Source organism: Streptomyces flavusporus (assembly GCF_046267975.1).
Taxonomy (GTDB): domain Bacteria; phylum Actinomycetota; class Actinomycetes; order Streptomycetales; family Streptomycetaceae; genus Streptomyces; species Streptomyces flavusporus.
Window position 1 is genome coordinate 9,559,864 of the sequence record NZ_CP176503.1, and the last position, 18,372, is coordinate 9,578,235.

At 69.8% G+C, this 18,372-nt stretch carries 15 protein-coding genes and 5 pseudogenes; 8 read left to right on the forward strand and 12 right to left on the reverse strand.

Annotated features, from left to right (window positions below):
- Positions 1 to 8 precede the first annotated feature (8 nt).
- Positions 9 to 626, reverse strand: coding sequence for a hypothetical protein (locus ACKTSN_RS45075; RefSeq protein ID WP_409474354.1), 618 nt, complete (start codon positions 624 to 626; stop codon positions 9 to 11).
- Positions 623 to 1,732: a CapA family protein gene (locus ACKTSN_RS45080; protein WP_409474355.1), complete on the reverse strand. Its 1,110-nt coding sequence runs from the start codon at positions 1,730 to 1,732 to the stop codon at positions 623 to 625. The genes ACKTSN_RS45075 and ACKTSN_RS45080 overlap by 4 nt, the downstream gene beginning before the upstream one ends.
- 166 nt (positions 1,733 to 1,898) lie before the next feature.
- Here ACKTSN_RS45080 and ACKTSN_RS45085 point away from each other — a divergent pair, with 166 nt between their 5' ends.
- The 3 genes from ACKTSN_RS45085 (at position 1,899) to ACKTSN_RS45095 (ending at position 4,770) form a co-directional block, all read left to right on the forward strand.
- Entirely contained in the window at positions 1,899 to 2,570 is a 672-nt protein-coding gene (locus tag ACKTSN_RS45085) for a dienelactone hydrolase family protein (RefSeq protein WP_409474356.1), read from the forward strand.
- Between the two features lie 81 nt (positions 2,571 to 2,651).
- Complete coding sequence (locus ACKTSN_RS45090; protein ID WP_409474357.1) at positions 2,652 to 3,410, forward strand: IclR family transcriptional regulator; 759 nt, start codon at positions 2,652 to 2,654, stop codon at positions 3,408 to 3,410.
- Between the two features lie 109 nt (positions 3,411 to 3,519).
- Positions 3,520 to 4,770 carry a PP2C family protein-serine/threonine phosphatase gene (locus ACKTSN_RS45095; RefSeq protein ID WP_409474358.1) on the forward strand — a complete coding sequence of 417 codons (1,251 nt, stop codon included), beginning with the start codon at positions 3,520 to 3,522 and terminating at the stop codon, positions 4,768 to 4,770.
- Here ACKTSN_RS45095 and ACKTSN_RS45100 read toward each other — a convergent pair.
- Entirely contained in the window at positions 4,739 to 5,164 is a 426-nt protein-coding gene (locus ACKTSN_RS45100) for an ATP-binding protein (RefSeq protein WP_409474359.1), read from the reverse strand. The genes ACKTSN_RS45095 and ACKTSN_RS45100 overlap by 32 nt on opposite strands.
- A 199-nt stretch (positions 5,165 to 5,363) precedes the next feature.
- On the opposite strand from ACKTSN_RS45100, the gene ACKTSN_RS45105 reads away from it, so the two are divergent.
- From ACKTSN_RS45105 to ACKTSN_RS45115, 3 genes are all read left to right on the forward strand, one after another.
- A complete protein-coding gene (locus ACKTSN_RS45105; RefSeq protein ID WP_409474360.1) occupies positions 5,364 to 6,131 on the forward strand; it encodes an IclR family transcriptional regulator in 768 nt (255 codons plus the stop codon).
- A gap of 38 nt (positions 6,132 to 6,169) precedes the next feature.
- On the forward strand, positions 6,170 to 7,684 hold the full coding sequence (gene glpK / locus ACKTSN_RS45110; RefSeq protein WP_409474361.1) for a glycerol kinase GlpK: 1,515 nt from the start codon (positions 6,170 to 6,172) through the stop codon (positions 7,682 to 7,684).
- 120 nt (positions 7,685 to 7,804) lie between these two features.
- A complete protein-coding gene (locus tag ACKTSN_RS45115; protein WP_409474362.1) occupies positions 7,805 to 8,476 on the forward strand; it encodes a hypothetical protein in 672 nt (223 codons plus the stop codon).
- Here the strand turns inward: ACKTSN_RS45115 and ACKTSN_RS45120 are convergent.
- The 3 genes from ACKTSN_RS45120 to ACKTSN_RS45130 all read right to left on the reverse strand — a co-directional run bounded on the left by ACKTSN_RS45120 (position 8,397) and on the right by ACKTSN_RS45130 (position 11,251).
- Positions 8,397 to 9,797, reverse strand: a complete 1,401-nt coding sequence (locus ACKTSN_RS45120; protein WP_409474363.1) for an erythromycin esterase family protein — start codon at positions 9,795 to 9,797, stop codon at positions 8,397 to 8,399. The genes ACKTSN_RS45115 and ACKTSN_RS45120 overlap by 80 nt on opposite strands.
- Positions 9,798 to 9,824: 27 nt before the next feature.
- Positions 9,825 to 10,811 (reverse strand): sigma-70 family RNA polymerase sigma factor, encoded by a 987-nt coding sequence (locus tag ACKTSN_RS45125; RefSeq protein WP_409474364.1) that lies wholly within the window; start codon positions 10,809 to 10,811, stop codon positions 9,825 to 9,827.
- 140 nt (positions 10,812 to 10,951) lie between these two features.
- The gene (locus tag ACKTSN_RS45130) at positions 10,952 to 11,251 is read right to left on the reverse strand and encodes a hypothetical protein (protein ID WP_409474365.1); all 300 of its coding nucleotides are present in this window, start codon (positions 11,249 to 11,251) and stop codon (positions 10,952 to 10,954) included.
- A gap of 273 nt (positions 11,252 to 11,524) precedes the next feature.
- On the opposite strand from ACKTSN_RS45130, the pseudogene ACKTSN_RS45135 reads away from it, so the two are divergent.
- Positions 11,525 to 13,105, forward strand: a pseudogene (locus tag ACKTSN_RS45135) (IS200/IS605 family accessory protein TnpB-related protein); the annotation flags it as partial.
- Positions 13,106 to 13,217: 112 nt separating this feature from the next.
- Here the strand turns inward: ACKTSN_RS45135 and ACKTSN_RS45140 are convergent.
- The 3 genes and pseudogenes from ACKTSN_RS45140 to ACKTSN_RS45150 form a co-directional block, all read right to left on the reverse strand.
- Positions 13,218 to 13,435 (reverse strand): annotated as a pseudogene (locus tag ACKTSN_RS45140) (DUF5994 family protein); the annotation flags it as partial.
- Positions 13,436 to 13,474: 39 nt separating this feature from the next.
- Positions 13,475 to 13,821, reverse strand: a pseudogene (locus ACKTSN_RS45145) (hypothetical protein).
- A gap of 385 nt (positions 13,822 to 14,206) precedes the next feature.
- On the reverse strand, positions 14,207 to 14,653 hold the full coding sequence (locus ACKTSN_RS45150; protein WP_409474366.1) for a DUF5994 family protein: 447 nt from the start codon (positions 14,651 to 14,653) through the stop codon (positions 14,207 to 14,209).
- Between the two features lie 367 nt (positions 14,654 to 15,020).
- On the opposite strand from ACKTSN_RS45150, the pseudogene ACKTSN_RS45155 reads away from it, so the two are divergent.
- Positions 15,021 to 15,557, forward strand: a pseudogene (locus ACKTSN_RS45155) (transposase); the annotation flags it as partial.
- On the opposite strand, the pseudogene ACKTSN_RS45160 reads toward ACKTSN_RS45155, so the two are convergent.
- The 3 genes and pseudogenes from ACKTSN_RS45160 to ACKTSN_RS45170 all read right to left on the reverse strand — a co-directional run.
- Positions 15,557 to 16,051: pseudogene (locus ACKTSN_RS45160) on the reverse strand (SulP family inorganic anion transporter); the annotation flags it as partial. The pseudogenes ACKTSN_RS45155 and ACKTSN_RS45160 overlap by 1 nt on opposite strands.
- A gap of 649 nt (positions 16,052 to 16,700) precedes the next feature.
- Entirely contained in the window at positions 16,701 to 17,237 is a 537-nt protein-coding gene (locus tag ACKTSN_RS45165) for a WD40 repeat domain-containing protein (RefSeq protein WP_409474367.1), read from the reverse strand.
- Entirely contained in the window at positions 17,234 to 18,148 is a 915-nt protein-coding gene (locus ACKTSN_RS45170) for a hypothetical protein (protein ID WP_409474368.1), read from the reverse strand. The genes ACKTSN_RS45165 and ACKTSN_RS45170 overlap by 4 nt, the downstream gene beginning before the upstream one ends.
- Positions 18,149 to 18,372: the final 224 nt, after the last annotated feature.

Genomic DNA, 18,372 nt, shown 5'->3' on the forward strand with positions numbered 1-18,372 from the left:
GGAGCTGATCACGTGACCCGCACGGAATAGGTGCGGCCCTCCACGCCCCACTCCCCGGTCGGTGGTGTCGCGCCGGCGTCGATCGCCCGCAGTGCGGGCCGCCCGACATGAGCGTAGACCAGCCGTCGCACCCCGTGCCGTACGGCCTGCTCGGCGACGGTTCGCACGGGCGCGTGGCCGCCGACGCCGCCTCGGAACCGTATGGGCCGGTCCCACGCGGCGGCCTCGGCGAACATCAGGACCGCTCCCGCGGCCCAGTCCGGGAACTCCCAGAATTCCGGCGCCCACACCACCATCACTGCGCCCGCTTCGATCCGGTAGCCGTATGCGGGATGCGAGGTGTGCTCCACCGGACAGCGCCGCACGTACACGTCGCCCAGTTCCAGGTCACCGGAGCACATCCGGACGCCCCGAGCGGCTGCGCTCCGGTGCAGCGCGGCCCGCAGTTCCGACTGCTCGTCGGTGACCAGCCAACCGTCGAGCCGCCCGGGCGGTGGTTCGGCGCCCGGCCCGCCGTCGAAGGCCACGCGGTGTCCGGCGCAGCGCAGCAGCAGACCGGCGGGTGCGAACCGCGGCGAGTTCATCGCCCCGATACCGAGCAACGTCAGCCGCAGCCGGCGGGTCATCGGCCGGTCCGCACCACGAGCGCGCCGTCGGGCTGCACCGCCACGTTCACGCCCTCACTGATCCGGTCGAGCGTTGCGCGCAGCCACGCGCGGTCCTGGTCGGCCGCTGGTTCCAGCCGCATCTGCCGGGCCCGCAGGGGGACCATGCGCAGGCCGGCCAGCCGTCCGGTGTCCGCCGCAACCGTCACGAGGTAGGCGAGGCGGAGGTCGTCGCGGTACTCCTCGTAGCCGGAGATGCCTTCGTAGTCGTCGATGAAGTCGCCACAGCCGTAAAGGATCAACCGGTCCCGGTACACCTCGACGGGGCGCGGGTGATGCGAGGAGTGGCCGTGGACGATGTCTACGCCCCCGTCCACCAGGGCGCGCGCGAAGCGGACCTGGTTCCGGGGAACGTGGTAGCCCCAGTTGGAGCCCCAGTGCACGGAGGCGACGGCGATGTCGCCGGTCCGCCTCGCCCGTCGTACGCGCCGGACCACGGCGTCGGCCGTGGCCGGCGAGAAGTCGGGCACGTACGCGACACCGGGCAGGTCCGCGGTCGCCGCCCAGTCGGACGGGATGCCGCTCGACGCCCCTCCGAGGGCGAACACCAGCACCCGGCCGGCGCCGGCCAGGGGCACCACCGCGGGTTCGTACGCCTCGGCGGCGTCGCGGCCCGCGCCCGCCGTGCGGAGTCCCGCGCGGGCCAGCGCGTCCAGGGTCTCCGTCAGGCCGGGGCGACCGAAGTCCAGGGCATGGTTGTTGGCCAGGACGCAGACATCGGGGCGGGCCACCGCCAGGGCGGGCAGATTGGCCGGGTGCATCCGGTAGTGGACCGCCTTGTCGTGCGCGAAACCGGAGCAGCTTGTGATCGCCGTCTCCAGGTTGATGATCCGGACGTCCGGAGCGGTTTCGTCGAGCACCCGCAGTGCCTCGCCCCAAGGCCAGGACGCGGGGACCGGCGCGGGGATCGGGCCGTTGACCGTCTCCGCCAGCGCCACGTAGGAGCGGGCGTCCTCAACGTAGCCCTCCCGCAGCTCCGAGTCGCCCGGGTGGGCAAGGATCTGGTCGACGCCGCGACCGAGCATCACATCGCCGCACAGGAACAGCGTCACCAGGCTGCCGCCCATGTACCCACCGTAGGTCGCCGCTCCGCGGGCGTCGTTCGACACCGCACTGACCGCCTCGAGTCGGGGCAGCGGGTGAAAGGTGTGCCGCCCGGACGGGTACCCGGTCCGGAACAGCGAGGGTGCATCGGCCAAGGGGCCGGCAGCCCTGAGGAAGAAGATGATGTCAATGATCTCCCAGGTGGTCACGGTGCCCGCCGACGGTGCGTCGCTGGTGGGTGACCTGGCCGTGCCGACGCCGGCGCACGGCGTGGTGCTGTTCGCGCACGGCAGCGGCAGTTCCCGCCACAGCCCGCGCAACCGCATGGTCGCCGCCGAGCTGCGCACCGCCGGACTGGCCACCTTGTTGATGGACTTGCTCACCGAGCGGGAGGACCGCTACGACGCGCTGACCGCGGAGCACCGTTTCGACATCCCGCTCCTGGGACGCCGACTGGTGGCCGCGATCGACTGGCTGGAGCAGCAACCGGACGTCAGGGAACTTCCCGTCGCCCTGTTCGGTGCCAGCACGGGTGCGGCCGCGGCCCTGGTGGCCGCCGCCGAGCGACCCCACCGCGTGGTGACCGTGGTGTCACGAGGCGGCCGGCCCGACCTGGCCGGCGACGCCCTGGACGCCGTACAGGCGCCGGTGCTGCTCATCGTCGGCGGTGACGACCAGCAGGTGCTGCGGCTCAACCAGGAGGCGGCCCAGCGGCTGCACGCCCCGCACACCCTGCACGTGGTGCCCGGTGCCACCCATCTGTTCGAGGAGCCCGGTGCCCTCGAGCAGGTCGCCGATACGGCGCGGGAGTGGTGCACAGAGCGCCTGCGCTCCGCCCAAGAGGCCCCGAAGGGCCGTTGAACGGCGGGTACGGACCCCACGCTTGGGGGACGGCCGGTGCCGAGCTTGCTCTGCGCCTGGCGCCTGGCGCACGCTGGTCGCATGGGTGCTCACAACGGCCCAACGCTCATCACCTCCGTGCAACGAGCCTTCCGCCTGCTGGAGGCGGCCAGCGCGCACGAAAACGGCGCGCCGGCGAAGCAACTGGCACGCGAGGCGGGCCTCCCCCTGGCCACCGCCTATCACCTGCTGCGGACGCTGGCGCATGACGGATACATACGGAAGCTGGACGACGGCGGGTTCGTCCTGGGCGACAAGCTGCAGGCGCTGCAGACCGCGGGCCGCGACCAGACGCTGCTCAGCCGCGTCCGTCCCACGCTCGCCGCTCTGCGGGACGAATTCGCGACCGCCACCTACCTCACCTTCTACGAAGATGGGGAGATCCGGGTCGCCGAGATCGTCGACGGCCCGCGGGCACCCCGCGTAGACCTCTGGGTGGGCTTCCAGGACGCGGGACACGCCACCGCGCTGGGCAAATCCGTGCTGCGAGAACTGGACGACGAGTCGCGCAAGGAGTACCTCTCCCGGCACACCCTCAACGACCTCACACCACGGACGATCACCAGCCCTGCGGAACTGCTCCGCCGGCTCGACTCCTCACCCGTGGCCCCGGCCGTCACGGACCTGGAGGAGTACGCCCTCGGCACCGTCTGCGTTGCCGTGCCCGTCTACAGCGGGGACACGCTCGGCGCGCTCGGTGTCTCACTGCCGGTGGACCGGTTGTCCCGAATTGAGGAGATCCGGGCGCGACTGCTTCCGACCGCGAGTCGAGTGACCAGGAGCCTTTCGCTCACTATCTGAAAATCGTGGCCTTGTGGCGCCCGAGCCGACCCCGTTTCCTGGATGAAGTCGGACAAGTCGGGAGCACCCCTTGTCGCTCCCTCGCACAGGTGAGGATTGCGGACGAAGCATGCGTCATGCCCGGGACCATGGTGGCGGCCACTGGCCGATGAGGCCCTTCAGGAACCGAGCATCAGCCCACCGGCACGCCGCACAGCTGGCCGCCGGTATGCCCGTACTTCCCGTGCTGATCGTCTCGGTGGCCGTGCTGGTCGCCCTCTTCTGCGGCGCAGGGATGATCTGGCTGCCGCTGCTGGTGGCCGGGCCCGCGCTGGCCGCCACCACCAACGGGCCGCGCGGCGTCCTCTGCGTCGGTCTCCTCGCCCTGGCGCTGGGCGCCGCGCTCGGAGCCCGGGAGGGTGTTCCGGGCTCCGAACTGGCGGCCGTACTGTCCGCCGTGGTGATCGTCACCCTGGCGGGTGGCCTGGCCAGCGTGCTGCGCGGACGTCGTGAGCGGGTGCTTGCGGCCGTTCGCTCGGTCGCGGAGGCCGCTCAGCACGCGCTGCTCAAACCCGTACCGGAGACTGTCGGCCCGTTCCGGGTGGCCGTCCGCTACAGCGCCGCGGCGGCGGAGGCTCGTATCGGAGGAGATCTCTACGCGCTGGTGAACACGCCGTACGGCGTCAGGCTGATCGTCGGCGATGTGCGCGGCAAGGGGCTGCCGGCCGTGGGGACCGCTGCACTCGTGCTCGGTGTCTTCCGCGAGGCTGCCTACGACGAGCCCGATCTGCTCGCCGTCGTCGACAGGATCGAGCGGAGCCTGGCGCGCAATCTCGCCCATGACGACTTCGTCACCGCCGTGGTCGCCGGATACCCGCAGCCAGGGCAGCTGGAAGTGGTCAACTGCGGACACGCGCCTCCGCTGCTGGTACGCGAGTCGGGCAGCGTCGTGGCGTTGGAGCCCACCCGTCCGACGCCACCGCTCGGGCTGCGTGCCCTCTCGGGCGAGTCCCCGAACCTGCAGGTGCTGCCCTTCGCTGACGGGGATCAACTGCTGCTCTACACCGACGGGGTCACCGAGGCCCGCAACTGCGGGCGTGAGTTCTATCCGCTCGCCGAAGGGCTTGCGCGACATGTGTGCGACGAACCGGCGCGCACCCTCACCGCGCTCCACGACGAGTTGCTCGCGCACGTGGGCGGTCGGCTGCATGATGACGCGGCGCTGCTCCTGCTGCGCAAACCGGCCCTCTCCGAGATCGGCGACGGGGCGACCGACCCGGGTGTCTCCCGCGCCGTCTTCACCGAGGGCCCCGGCGGCCCGCTCACCTTCGCTGATCAGGCTCCGTTCGTCACGCTGCGACGAGATCGGCCCACCGAGTGACCCCGCCGGAGTGGACGCTTATGCCGTGTCGAGTCGCCAGCGCGTGGACGATTTCCTCGCCGCGGCCGTGCTCGTCCGGGTCGATCCCCGCACGCGACTGCTCCGCCGCAGGCACGGGTCCCGCGTCGGTGACTTCGATGCGCAGGGAGCCGAGTCCGTCGCCCCGGGCCCATGACAGCCGCAGCATGGCCGGGGGCAGGGCGTGGACGATGGCGTTGGTGAGCAGTTCCGACACCACCAGGAGGGAATCCTCGACGATCTCCGGGAAGACCTTCCAGTCGGCGAGGACTTCCCGCACGCGTCGGCGCACGATCGAGACGGCCCCCGGGACGTGCGGCAGGGGACAGACCAGTTCGAGTGCCGCCTGAGGCGTCGTATTGAGCTGTACCGCCATCTGCTCTCCTCCGGTGAGCGCTGTCGGCCGGACGCCGCGGCCTCAGCGCGCATAGCCGGGCCTCGTTGCACGCTAGAGAGCGAAACGAGACCGGTCAACGAATGCCGGTCGGCATTACCGAACGCGGACGCTCATCCGGCGGTGAACCGGCGCTCTGCACGCACAAGCGGACGCTCCCTGGCAGTACTAGGCTCGCTTTATGGCCGGCCCGGTTCAGTCGATCGAACGGGCGGCGGCGATCCTGCGTCTGCTCGCCGGTGGGCCCCGCCGACTCGGTCTCGGCGAGGTGGCGGCCTCGCTCGGGCTGGCGAAGGGCACCGCTCACGGCATTCTGCGCACACTGCAGCACGTGGACTTCGTGGAGCAGGACGAGGCGACCGGAAAGTACCAGCTCGGGGCCGCCCTGCTGCACCTCGGCACCAGCTATCTCGACGTGAACGAGCTGCGGTCACGCTCGATCAACTGGGCCGATGCTCTCGCCGCCCGCAGCGGTGAAGCGGTCCGTCTGGGCACCCCCTTGGAGGGCAAGGTCCTGATCGTCCACCACGTGTTCCGGCCGGACGACACACTCCAGACCCTGGACGTCGGCGCGCTGCTGCCGCTGCACGCCTCCTCGCTCGGCAAGGTACTGCTGGCCTTCGGCACCGAGCCCCTCGAATCGGCCCTGGAATCCGGGCTGGAGGCCTACACCCGGCACACCCTGGTCGCCCCGGAGCAGCTCACCCGGGCGCTCGCCGAGGTCCGGGAACTGGGATGGGCCGCCGAGGTCCAGGAATTGAGCGTGGGAGATGCCGGCGTCGCCTCGCCGATCCGAGGGCACGGCGGTCTCGTGGTGGGCGCCATCGGACTGTCCGGCCCGGTCGAGCGGATCTGTGACAGCCAGGGCCGGCCCCGGTCCAGCCTGGTCACCCTGCTGCGCGAGGCCGCACGGGCGATCTCCCGAGACCTGGGCGCTGCCCGCTGGTAGTCCCACCGCCCTCGATATATCGGAAGGGAGACCCGAGCATGGTCGAACGGTATGTGATGTCCATCGATCAGGGCACCAACTCCACCCGATGCATTCTGTTCGACCACCACGGCCGGCTGGTGTCGGTTGCCCAGCGGGAGCATCAGCAGCACTTTCCCCGCCCCGGATGGGTCGAGCACGACGCTCTCGAGATCTGGCGCAATCTGCAGCGCGTCGTACCCGAGGCCTTGTCCGTGGCCGGTGTCGCCGCCGGAGACGTCGTCGCCATCGGCCTCGCCAACCAGCGCGAGACGACGGTGCTCTGGGACCGGCTCACGGGTGCCCCGCTGGGCAGGGCGATCGTCTGGCAGGACACCCGCACAGCGCCGCTGGTCGAGGACCTCAGACACCGGCCCGGAGACGAGTTCTTCCTCGAGCGGTGCGGCCTGCCCCCCTCGACCTACTTCTCGGCGCTGCGCATCCGCTGGCTGTTCGACCATGTCAACGGGCTCGAGCAGCGCGCCAAGGACGGCGAGGTGCTGTTCGGCACGATGGAGAGCTGGCTGATCTGGAACCTCACCGGCGGTGCGGACGGCGGCCTGCACATCACCGACGCCACCAACGCCAGCCGCACCATGCTGATGAACATCCGCACCCTCACCTGGGACGAGGAGCTTCTGGCGTTCTTCGGGGTTCCCCGCCCCATGCTGCCCGGGATCCGGCCTTCCGCCGAGAGCTACGGCGATGCCCGCACCGTCCTTCCAGGGATCCGTATCACTGCCGCCCTCGGTGACCAGCAGGCCGCCCTGTTCGGCCAGACCTGCTTCTCCCCGGGCGAGGCGAAGTGCACGTACGGAACGGGCAGCTTCCTGCTGCTCAACACCGGTACCGACGTCGTACGGTCCCGGCACGGGCTCCTCACGACCGTTGCGTACAAGATCGGGGACCAGCCCCCCGTCTACGCCTTGGAAGGTTCGATAGCCGTCACCGGCTCGCTGGTCCAGTGGTTCCGTGACCGGCTGGGACTGATCAGCAGCGCCCCCGAGATCGAGACCCTCGCGCGGACCGTCGAGGACAACGGCGGCTGCTACATCGTCCCCGCGTTCTCGGGTCTGTTCGCACCCCGCTGGCGCAGCGACGCACGCGGGGTCATCGTCGGCCTCACCTCGTACATCGCCAAGGGGCATCTGGCCCGAGCCGTCCTGGAGGCCACCGGCTGGCAGACACGTGAGGTCGTCGACGCCATGAACGCCGACTCCTCCGTCGCCCTGAAACAGCTCAAGGTGGACGGCGGGATGACCTCGGACAACCTGCTCATGCAGTTCGTCGCCGACGTACTCGACGTGCCGGTGGTACGGCCCATGGTCGCCGAGACCGTCTCCCTCGGCGCCGCCTACGCCGCCGGACTCGCCGCAGGCTTCTGGCCGGATCTGGAAGTCCTGCGCCGCAACTGGCACCGGGCCGCCCAATGGCTGCCGGACATGGACCCTGAACGCCGGGAGTCGGAGTACGACAACTGGCAACGAGCCGTGGAGCGGTCGCTGGGGTGGATCAAACCGCCGAGGCGCACTTGAGAGTGAAGGCGGTCCTCGGATTCTGTGTGCGTGCGGATCTGTACGGGTACCCGCGCGGCAGAAGGAAGCCGTGAACCGGCAGTTCGTGACCTGCTCAGTGGTCCCGGTGAGGACGAAGACATGGCTCAGCCGCAGAAGAAGGACCTGGTGGAGGCGCTGCTGGACCAGTACGGGCGATACAGCCTCGCTGAAGAGGCAGAGATCCACCTCAGGGACTGGCCGCACGCACTGTTCCAGCTGCTGCAGCTGGCAGCACTGACCGACGCGGGAGTGACCCCCGAGACAGCCGTACGCACGTTCATGGCCCTGCGTGATCGCCGCTGGTCGACCGCGGGAAAGGTACGGGAGACCGGGCCCGCGAAGATCGCCGAGGTCCTCGCCGACGCCGGATACCCCGAGGGTGACCGCAGGCGCATCAGCACGGCGATGACCGATGCGGCACTGCACCTGCAGGAAGACCACGGAGGCGACCTCCGCGAACTGCGCGACGACGCGAAGAACGACCCGCAGCGGGAACGGGAACTGCTCCGGCACTTCGCGAACGTGGACGACGACGTGGTGGATGCCTTCTTCCGGGAAGCCCAGCTGCTGTGGCAGGAGCTGGGCCCGTTCGCCGACAAGAAGGCGCTCGACGCAGCCGACCGGCTCGCCCTGGGCGATGACGCGGACTCCCTGCGCTCGCTCGTGGACGACGACCGGCAGTTCGTACGGCTCATCGACGCACTGGTGCGGATCCGTCACGACGAGGGCGGCTACCAGAAGGTGCGCGAACTGGCCGGCCGGCAGAGCTGACGGCGGGCGTCGCCGGCCGACGCGGGGCCGGCTCGCCGGAGCGCAGTGGGGTCAGGGCGTCGGTGCGGTCGAGGTGGCAGAAGGCGTCGTAGCGCTGCGCCAGGACGGTGGGTACGTAATTGCCCACGGGTTCGTACTGCGCCTGGTAGACGACGCCGATGGCCCGGTGGCCGCGCTCCTGGTGGAACCACTCGCGCCGACCGGTGACGGGCGGCCTCTGCAACTGCACGTGGGGGAAGACGAACAGCGCCCGCTGTCCGGGCAGCGCCTGGTGCAGCAGGTCCTCCAGGCTGCCGGCGTGCGCGGGCGGAACATCCATGATCCTCGGCACGTCTCCCCACTCGTCCGCGGCGATCACGGTGCCGGAGTGTGAACCGAAGCCGACCAGCACCACGCCGTCGCCCATATGGCGTTCACGCACCAACTGGCCGACGTTGACCAGGCCCCTGTCGGCCATGTCCGTGGCGCGGGCGTCCCCGATGTGGGTGTTGTGCTCCCACACCACGGCCTTGGCGTCGGAACCGTAGCGCTCCATCAGACGGTCCAGGGTGTCGGCCATGTGGTGGTCGCGGATGTTCCACGACTCGGGGCCGCTGCTGAGCATGGCCCGGTAGTAGCGCTCGGCGCCGGCCAGCACCTCCGCGTTCTGCCGCGCGGCGAACTCGGCGAGGGAGCCGTCCGTCACCGCCGTCTGCGCGGCCCGCTGCCGCAGCTCGGTGAGCAGGGACACGACCTGCGCCTCGCAGCCCTCGGGCAGGATGCGGGTGGCCACCGCGTAGGACTGCGGGTCCTCGGCATACGGCTCGAAGCGGCGGTACGCCTCCAGGGCATGGTCCACCCGGTCGGGGTCGTGCTCGCGCAGGTGGTCGAGCACCGCGTGCAGCGACTCCCACATGCTGTAGACGTCCAGTCCGAAGAAGCCGACGCGCCGCTCCGACGGCCGGTCCTCATTGTGCCGGCGCAGCCACCGGGCGAAGGCGGCCACGTCCGTGTTGCCCCACAACCATGCCGGCCAGCGCTGGAAATCCGCCAGCACGTCTCCGGGATCTTCGGGCGAGCCCGGCGCCGCGACCACCGAGCAGTGCACGGCCTGGCAGTCGGGCCAGTCGCCCTCGACGGCCACGAAGGAGAAGCCCTTCTCCTCGATGAGCCGACGGGTCAGCACATCACGTACCTGGTAATAGTCGGCCGTTCCGTGGGAGGCCTCGCCCAGCAGCACATAGCGGGCATCGCCGATGCGTTCCAGCAACGGGTCCAGCGACGCCGCATCGGACAGGGGCAGGGCCTCGTCCCGGATGCGAACCTGGTCGGTGTCGGACACGGCTTGTTCCCCTTCCGCGCGCTTGTCCTATCCCGCCCATTCGAGGAGGGGCTCGTGGCATTCGGGAGCACGTAGCTCTGCCAGCGCCTGCTTCTCGAGTTGGCGTACCCTCTCGCGGGTCAGTCCCAGGTGCTCGCCGATCTGGGTGAGCGATTGTGGTCGACCGTCGTGCAGGCCGTACCGCAGGGTGAGGATCATGGCATCTCTCGGCGGGAGCGTTCTGATGATCGCTCGCAGTTGTTCTGCGAGCACGCGATACTCCACGACGTCGGGGGCCTGCAACACCTCGGTGTCCTCGATCAGGTCGCCGACCACGGTCTCGCCGCTTTCCCCCACAGGGGTGTCGAGGCTGATCGCCTCACGCCCCACACGGCGCAGTTCCGCGACTCTCTCGACCGAGAATCCGGTCTCCGCAGCGACTTCCTCCACCGTCGGCTCACGCCCCAGCCTCCCCAGCATCCGGCGTTCGACGCGGCCGAGTTTGGACAGGTTCTCCACTACGTGCACGGGCAGCCGAACGGTGCGTGCATGCTGGGCCAGTCCGCGTTCGATGGCCTGCCGGATCCACCAGGTGGCGTACGTCGAGAACTTGTAGCCCTTGGTGTAGTCGAATTTCTCCACCGCCCGGATCAACCCCATGTTCCCTTCCTGGATGGTGTCCAGGAAGGGCAGCCCACGGCGCGCATGCCGTTTGGCCATCGCCACGACGAGCCGGAGGTTGGCGCGGATCATGTGGTCCTTGGCACGCTGTCCGTCACGGGCCACCGCCTCCAGGTCCCGGCGCCACTGCGGGGCGAGTTCGCGCCGGTCGGCTTCTGCCTCCCGCAGCAGCTCATCGGCGTACACGCCGGCCTCGATCCGCTTGGCCAGATCGACCTCCTCAGCAGCGGTCAGCAAGGGAATGGATCCGATCTGGGTCAAGTACTGGCGTACCAGGTCTGGCTCCTCATGGGGTTCGCCTGGTCGCGCCTGGCGGCTGGTGGTACCAGCGTGCGTCTCGGGCGGCATGGTCATCAGCCTCCAAGGCGGAGCACCGCAATCGCCGTTCGGCTCCTGCCCACTCATGAGTCCGCCTGATCTCCGCCTACCCCGCCCGGTCCTCGTCACGCAGTACCACTCGTCGTACCGCCAGGGGCGTGATGCGCAGGGTGGGCTCAGTTCGTCGGGTGCCAGATGATCTCGTCATGGGCGTTGAGGGCCGCAGCAGCGTCCTCGGCATCGAGGGGCAGCGGCAGCGGACAGAGCGTGCGGATCTTGCTCAGCTCCCGGTGCGAGCGGACCAGGCTGGCGAAGTCGCGGGGATATACGGAGGCATCTGTGCCGGTCAGGACCCCGATCTTGCGGGCGCGGGCCGCAGTGCGCTGCCAGTCCTCGGCGCCGGCCAGCCCGATGGACTCGGTGCCGTGGTTGAACAGCAGGCCCCGGATCTCGTCGTAGCGATCGGTGGCGTCCAAGTACGCTTCGAGGCCCGCCCGGAGCATCTCGGTGCCGAAGACCGCCCAGTACGGCGCCGAGCCGGTGCGCAGGGCCAGCCAGGGGTTGTGAGCTGTTGTTGGTTGAGTACGTATGAGCGCGTTCTGGCGCGTGTGAGTGCGTGCCCGGGCTGCGGCGTGCGCGGTTCCCGCGGGGGAACGGGGGTTCCCGGATCGAATGCGTGACCTTTGCGCGCGTGCGGTCGTTGAGTGCGGGTGACAGGCGTGTCCGGGGCGTGTGGAGGGGGGACGGGGGTGGATGTGCCGCGTGAGCTGTCGGCGCCGTTCGTCGTCCTCGGCCCGTCCGGTGTCGCGATCCGTACCCGGCTCAAGGGCCTCACCGCTGGGGACGAGGAGGTGCTGCGGCTGGTCGGCGCGCATCTCGGGTCGCTGGCTTCCCGCGGCCTGAAGCGGCGCTGTGCCGATGGGCTGGAGCACTCCACGGACACGTGGGCCCGGCGCAAACGCGCTCTGACCGAGCAGTCCTCGGCGCGGTGGGCGGGCAGTATCACCAGGGCCACGCATGACCAGTGGGCGCTGTCGCGGCGTGCGCAGCTCGCCCACATCCAGGGCCTGGAGGCCGGTGTGCGCACCATCGCGCACCGGCTGTCGCTGCCGGTCGGCGAGAAGGGGACGAAGCGGGCACCGGGTGGCTACCGCACCCGGCAGGAGTGGTTCGCCAAGACCCGCCGCCTGCACCTTCTGGAGGACCGGCTGGCCGCCGCGCGGGCCGACCGCGAGGCCGGACACGTCCGCGTGGCACGTGGCGGCAAGCGCCTGCTGGGCCCCCGGCACCACCTGGAGCAGCCCAGCTCACCGAGGACGCATGGCGTGAGCGGTGGGAGGCCGCGCGCTGGTTCTGCCAGGCCGACGGCGAGAGCGGGAAACGGTTCGGGAACGAGACGATCCGCATCACGCCGGACGGGGAGGTGAGCATCAGGCTCCCGGCGCCGCTCGCCCACCTGGCCAACCGAGGGCACGGCCGGTACGTCCTGGCCGGCACCGTCGCCTTCCGCCACCGGGGCGAGGAATGGGCCGACCGGGTGTCGGCGAACCGAGCCGTGGCCTACCGCATCCACCTCGATACCGGCCGCGGCCGCTGGTACCTCACCGCCTCGTGGACGATCCCGCCGGTCCGGACCGTACCCCTCGCCCAGGCCCGCACCGGCGGCCTGGTCGGCGTCGACACCAACGCCGATCACCTCGCCGCCTGGCGCCTGGACCAGCACGGCAACCCGGTCGGCGACCCGCGCCGGTTCTGCTACGACCTCGACGGACCGGCCACCCACCGCGACGCCCAAGTACGGCACGCCCTGATCCGCCTCCTGCACTGGGTCGCCCGGCACGGCCTCTCGATCGCCATCGAGGACCTGGACTTCCAGGCGGACAAGACCAGGGAGAAGCACGGACGGCGCAAGCGGTTCCGCACGCTCATCTCCGGCATGCCGGTGTCCAGGCTGCGCTCCCGGTTGGTGTCGATGGCGGCCGAACTCGGCATCACCATCGTGGCCGTTGACCCGGCATACACGTCCAAGTGGGGCGCCCAGCACTGGCAGAAGCCCCTCACCAGCAACCAGCGCGCCACCACGCGGCATGATGCCGCCTCGGTGGCGATCGGAAGGCGCGCCCTCGGGCACCCGATCCGGCGCCGGACGGCACCGCCCCACGACGACCGGAGCGATCGTCATGGGCATCGGACCGCCCAGGCCGGACCGGGCACCCAGGGGCGTGAGGAATCCCGCCCCCGCATTCCCGGACCACGGACGCGATCCGACGGCGCCGGACGCGGAGCGAAAGCGGGGGACCAGTGTGCCCAACACCGTTCGGGGCACGCGGCTGAGCATGGGTTCTGACAACAGGACTCACTCCCGCTCAGTCTTTAGGAACGGTCCAACACGTCGGTCAGCGCGGGCAGTTCGCTCAGCAGATCCCGGGAGCAGGGCCATCAGGTACCGTCCAGGAGTCCACGGGAGGTGCCGTCGGTCTTCAGGGCGAGACGCGCGGCCGGGGCTGCGACGGGCTCGGGGTGCGGCAGGGTTGGGTGCAAGGTCGCCGACATGATGCGGACCCGTCTCCGGGCCGCTCTGCAGCGGCCCGGGTTTCATCTCTCGCCGAGAACGACCCGGCGTGGAAGCCGGTGTGCGAAATGCCCTCGGTACGGTCCACGCTACTCCGCGCTCCGCCGCAACGCGGACCTGTGGCCGCCTAGAGACGGAGCAGTCGCTGGGTGATCTCCCGGTACTGCCTCAGCGCGAGCCGGAGTTCGTCGGACTGCGTCTCGGGGTCCCGGTCCTGCCATCCGGAGCGCAGGACACGCCGCCGTTCCGCGAGGGCGTTCACGAGCTGTGCGGTGGCTTCGTCATAGGCGCTCTCGGCCTCTTCCAGCGCTTCGAGCGGGGTGTCGGCGAAGGTGTTGAGGGCATGCCGGATGCGCTGGACGACCTTGTCCTGTTCGTCCGACGAGAGCAGCGGCTCCGGGCCCGGGCTGCGGCGTTCGGGGGGCCCGGGGTCTGGCCCGCGGACTGCCGGGCGCGTGTCTGGTCGTACATCATCGGGGGCCGCTTCCGTTCTGCCTGAAGGCACCCTTGGCCTTCTCCGCGGCCTGTTTCAGGCTTCCGGAGGCCTGGTCGATCCTGCTCCGGCGCTGCAGTCGCCTGTTGCGGGTGACCCGGCCGAGCTCCTCCGTGATTCTGCCCCTCATCGTCTGCGCCTGGTTCCTGATGGCCCGTGAAACGGTCATGGCCGGCCTCGCTGTCGTCTGGTAGGTGGGTTCCCGCCGGGGCCGGGCGAGTCGGTAGGCGGAATGCTTTGCGTGTGTTCCGGAGTGGCATGGCCCTGCACCGTGCTGCCAAGTCAACGTCCGGCGACGGTCGGTGTCAACGCGGTGGCCACGGGATCCGGGCCGCCTCGTTACGGCCGGGGCGGTGACGCAGATGGTCACATTCCCGCCACCAGTCGGCCGGGCCGTCCGGTGTCGGCCTCGTACGACGAGGAGGCGTCGTTGGCCTGTTCTGCCGCCATGAGAGCGGACGCGGTCAGCTGCGGGCCGGTGTTCGCGCTCGCGGCGGCCATCAGCCGGGCAGCCGAGGGGACACTGGTCTCCGGTGGAATCACCAGGAGGTCCCAGCGGCCCGCCGTGTAGGACAGCAGCAGGATCTTGTGCGGATCGAGCTCCGAGGTGAACCAACCGACCTTCATCACATGGCCGTTGATGAAGATCCTGGGCGGGATGATCGGCCAGTAGCGGGGGTTGACGGCGATCCGGGTGATCCGTCCCCACAGTGGGTCCAGTACGTCGGCCAGCGCGGGGAGTTCGTGGCTCAGGTCACGTGAGTGGGGCCACCAAGCGCCGTCCAGCTCGGCTCGCCCTGGGGAGGAACTCACGGGTTTGAGAGCGAGCCGCGCGGTCGGGACCCTGAAGGGCACAGCGCGCAGTGGGAGATGGTCAGTGGTCGCGGACATCGTGCGAACCCGTCTCCGGACCCCTGCGCGTGGGCAGTTGCCCGGTGTCGTCGCTCACCAGGAACGACACCGGTATCGGGGCCGGTGTGCGAAGTGCTCCCGATGAGTTCACGGTACTCCCCGAAGAGGCCGAACGGACCGCTCCCGGAGATCGCCTCACTTCCGGCGGCCGTTCTTGCCCGAGGAGCGGCTGGTCTCCAGCCAGGACCGCGCCGGTTCTGCCGCGTGCGTGGTGTCCACGGTGGGGACTAATCGTTCGGTGTAACTCCCGATCATGGAAGATGCATCGATGACCAGTGAGAACGTGGCCGAGCACGAGGCCGGCGAGTCGGCGGCGACTGTGTCGGCGAAGGCCGTGGATGACCAGCTGATCGACGAGCTGGTGAACAGGGACCAGGCCGAGGGCCTGCAGCTGACCGGTGAGGGCGGGCTGCTGCAGCAGCTGACCAAGCGGCTGCTGGAGTCCGCTCTCGAGGGCGAGATCACCGATCACCTCGGCTGTGACAAGCACGATCCGGCGGGCAAAGACGGTGGCACCTCCCGCAACGGCAAACGCTCCAAGACCGTGCTGACCGATGTGGGGCCGGTGGAGACATCCGTGCCCCGCGACCGGGACGGCTCCTTCGAACCGAAGATCGTCAAGAAGCGGCAGAAGCGCCTGACCGGCGTCGACGAAATGGTGATCTCGCTGGCCGCGAGGGGCCTGACCACCGGTGAAGTCCAGGCTCACCTGGCGAAGGTCTATGGCGCCGAGGTCTCCCGTCAGACCATCTCCACCATCACCGACAAGGTCCTCGAGGGCATGGCCGAATGGCAAAGCCGCCCCAGCGGCGCCGGGACCACCGTGGTGACCTTGGGGAAGAACACCATCAACGCCAGCCCGGCCGCGAGCAGTGGGTAGACCGGCCAGGGCACGTCCGTCATCTCCGGCACCTGGGCCATGAAGATGAGGACGGCGAGGGAGTTGACGAAGCCGACCATCACCGAGCGCGGCACGAACCGCATCAGCTTCGCCACCCCGAGCGCGCCGAGGGCGATCTGGAAGACGCCGGCCAGGATGACCGCCGCGACGAGGTAGCCGAAGCCGTGCTCGCGGTTGAGCGGGGCGATGACCAGGGCGACGGCACCGGTGGCCGCGGAGATCATGGCCGGTCGGCCGCCGACGATCGCGATGGTCACCGCCATGGTGAACGAGGCGAACAGGCCTACCGCCGGGTCGACCCCGGCGATGATCGAGAACGAGATCGCCTCGGGGATCAGCGCCAGGGCGACCACGAGACCGGCCAGCACCTCGGTGCGCAGCACCTTCGGGCCGGACAGCCAGGACGGACACGATCAACGAGGGCTCGGACGGCTTCCACACCTCGACCAGGTACTGGGGCCGATAGGGGTATCCCACGCTGGGGACCTTCCCGCCCTTCTTCTTTCTTGACGGGGCGGCAACTGCTCACCCTGACAAGGAGGAACAGACAGGACAGTGCCTGGGGGAGTCGTCATGTCCGCACCGCTTTATGATCCCGTGCTGCAGGCCCGCCCGCCCCTCGCAGGTGCCCATCGCCGTCTGCGACCGGACGAACAGCATTCCGCAAAGAAATGGCCGTAGTAGCCAAGGTGCGGCGCTATCAGGTGGCATGGCCTGGGGAAATGGGACGGCCGTATCGCCGAGGCGGTGCACGACGTGCTTGCACGCCCCGGCCAGGCCGCGCGAGTGGATTTGCTCCTCGATCTCATCGCCGTGGTTAGCGGCGGGATCAGATCACGCAGGCGGCCGCCGACATGCTGGAACGCGGCTGGTACGAGAACCGCGCAAGGAGTGGGAACTGTAGCGCGAGACAACCGACAGCAATTTGCGGCAGCCGCGAGCCACATGCGGGTGGCGACGTCGTCGTTGCTTGTGCTCGTTCGAGGCTGCGGCCGACTCGGAGCCCGTTCCCCGGAACATCAGCGACGGAGCATCGGTCCTGCCGTGCTACGCGGTCTGTGGGTCCCAGATGCGTACCGTGCGGTCGTGGCCGACGGTGGCGAGGAGGGGGCGGCCGTCGGGTGCGGTGAAGGCGGTCACCGAGAGCACTGGTTGGGTATGGCCGGTGAGGGGTTCTCCGAGTTGGTCGCCGGTTTCCGGGTCCCAGATGCGTACGGTGCGGTCGTGGCCGGCCGTCGCCAGCAGGGGGCGACCGTCGGGCGCCGTGAAGGCCGTCACCGCCCAGATGCTGTCGGTGTGCCCGTCGAGGACGCGGACCGACTGCCGGGTGACCGTGTCCCATACGTGTACGGTCCGGCTCAGGCCGGCAGTGGCGAGCAGAGCGCGTCCGTCAGACGCGCGAAAGGCGGTTACCGCCCAGACGGACGTGGTGTGGCCGGTGAGGGGTTCTCCGAGTTGCCCAGGCGGCGGGGAGGCGCAGCGCTTCGGTGAAGGGGGAGACGGGTTAGGCGGCGCAGGTGGTGAGGGTGAGGCCCGGGCTCGGCAGCCATCTCGAGTCCTTCGTAGGCGAGGTGAGTTCGTCAACGACCGCGTGGTGGAGGCGTTTGAAGCCGGTTCCGCGGTGCGGACGTTGGGGTGGAAGGCTCGGGCGAGACGGTCGGCGGCCAGGAGGTGGGTGCGGTCGTTGGGGACGCAGGCGTGCCGTCGGTGAGCGCGTCGGGCGTCCACTGCAGGCTCCGGTGCGGCGTCCACTGCCTTGCCGGTACATCGCAGGGGGCGGGTGAGGACGTCGGAGCCGACAGCGTCCCTGGCCAAGGTGGAGCAGGTTGGCGCGGTCGCGGTCGCGTGGTCGAGCCGGCGCGTATGGACGACGGCTTCGAGGACGGTCGGTGAGACGCTGGAGAGGTCGCCGCGTGAACAGCGGATCCTTGATCGCGGTGATCTCCAGGCCCTGCTGAACGACAGTCGCACGTGGAGGCGAAGCTCCCGGGCGGTACGCGGCTGCTGCCGACGCCGAGGAGGTCGTCCGTTCCTCTTCCATGTCTCCGACGCGTGGTGTGGTCCAGTTCGTCGATGGAGCGCGCGGTGTAGAAGTTGGTGGCCATGTCGGCGACCTTGTGCTGGATGGCCTGGAGCATGAGCAGGGGCTGGCCGCCGGTGGCCTTGCGGGTGCGGTCCAGCGTCAGTTGGAGGGCGCGGGGGGTGGCGGCGAGCACGGTGGGACAGTGCAGGAGGCCGAGTGCGATGCGCAAGCCCTTGCCCTCCTCGCCGAGGAGGTTGGCGGCGGGGACGTAGCAGTCGTCCAGGACGATGTCGCTCTCGATGTGTTCGCTGGACAGGCGGGTCGCCCCGTCCTCGACGCGGCAGCCGGGGCTATCGAGGTCCACGAGGAAGGCAGAGAACCGAGGCTTGTCGCCCTCCTGTTCACCGGTGCCGGCCATGCGGGCGACGACGATCGCGGCCAGGGCTGCACCTTCCGTATCGGAACCTGTCACATCAGGGCGATCGCCGACGGGAGACCTGAGATGAGGTGCCAGGCCAGGTCTCCTTCGGAGTGCGGGCGGGACCTTGACGTACGCCTTCGAGCGTGCCTCGTTTGACGCACGAGGAGCTTCGGCGACGTCGCATTGGGCACGGAAACCGCCCTTGACCTGCACGTTTACCATGAATAGCTCGGGCGTACGCTGTCTCGATGACGCGCCATGTGGAGTGCATGGCG

Bases quoted from the DNA above. Each gene is read 5' to 3' on its own strand.
- ACKTSN_RS45075 (WP_409474354.1), bottom strand. From the start codon at position 626: ATGACCCGCCGGCTGCGGCTGACGTTGCTCGGTATCGGGGCGATGAAC.
- ACKTSN_RS45080 (WP_409474355.1), bottom strand. From the start codon at position 1,732: ATGGGCGGCAGCCTGGTGACGCTGTTCCTGTGCGGCGATGTGATGCTC.
- ACKTSN_RS45085 (WP_409474356.1), top strand. From the start codon at position 1,899: ATGATCTCCCAGGTGGTCACGGTGCCCGCCGACGGTGCGTCGCTGGTG.
- ACKTSN_RS45090 (WP_409474357.1), top strand. From the start codon at position 2,652: ATGGGTGCTCACAACGGCCCAACGCTCATCACCTCCGTGCAACGAGCC.
- ACKTSN_RS45095 (WP_409474358.1), top strand. From the start codon at position 3,520: ATGCGTCATGCCCGGGACCATGGTGGCGGCCACTGGCCGATGAGGCCC.
- ACKTSN_RS45100 (WP_409474359.1), bottom strand. From the start codon at position 5,164: ATGGCGGTACAGCTCAATACGACGCCTCAGGCGGCACTCGAACTGGTC.
- ACKTSN_RS45105 (WP_409474360.1), top strand. From the start codon at position 5,364: ATGGCCGGCCCGGTTCAGTCGATCGAACGGGCGGCGGCGATCCTGCGT.
- glpK (WP_409474361.1), top strand. From the start codon at position 6,170: ATGGTCGAACGGTATGTGATGTCCATCGATCAGGGCACCAACTCCACC.
- ACKTSN_RS45115 (WP_409474362.1), top strand. From the start codon at position 7,805: ATGGCTCAGCCGCAGAAGAAGGACCTGGTGGAGGCGCTGCTGGACCAG.
- ACKTSN_RS45125 (WP_409474364.1), bottom strand. From the start codon at position 10,811: ATGACCATGCCGCCCGAGACGCACGCTGGTACCACCAGCCGCCAGGCG.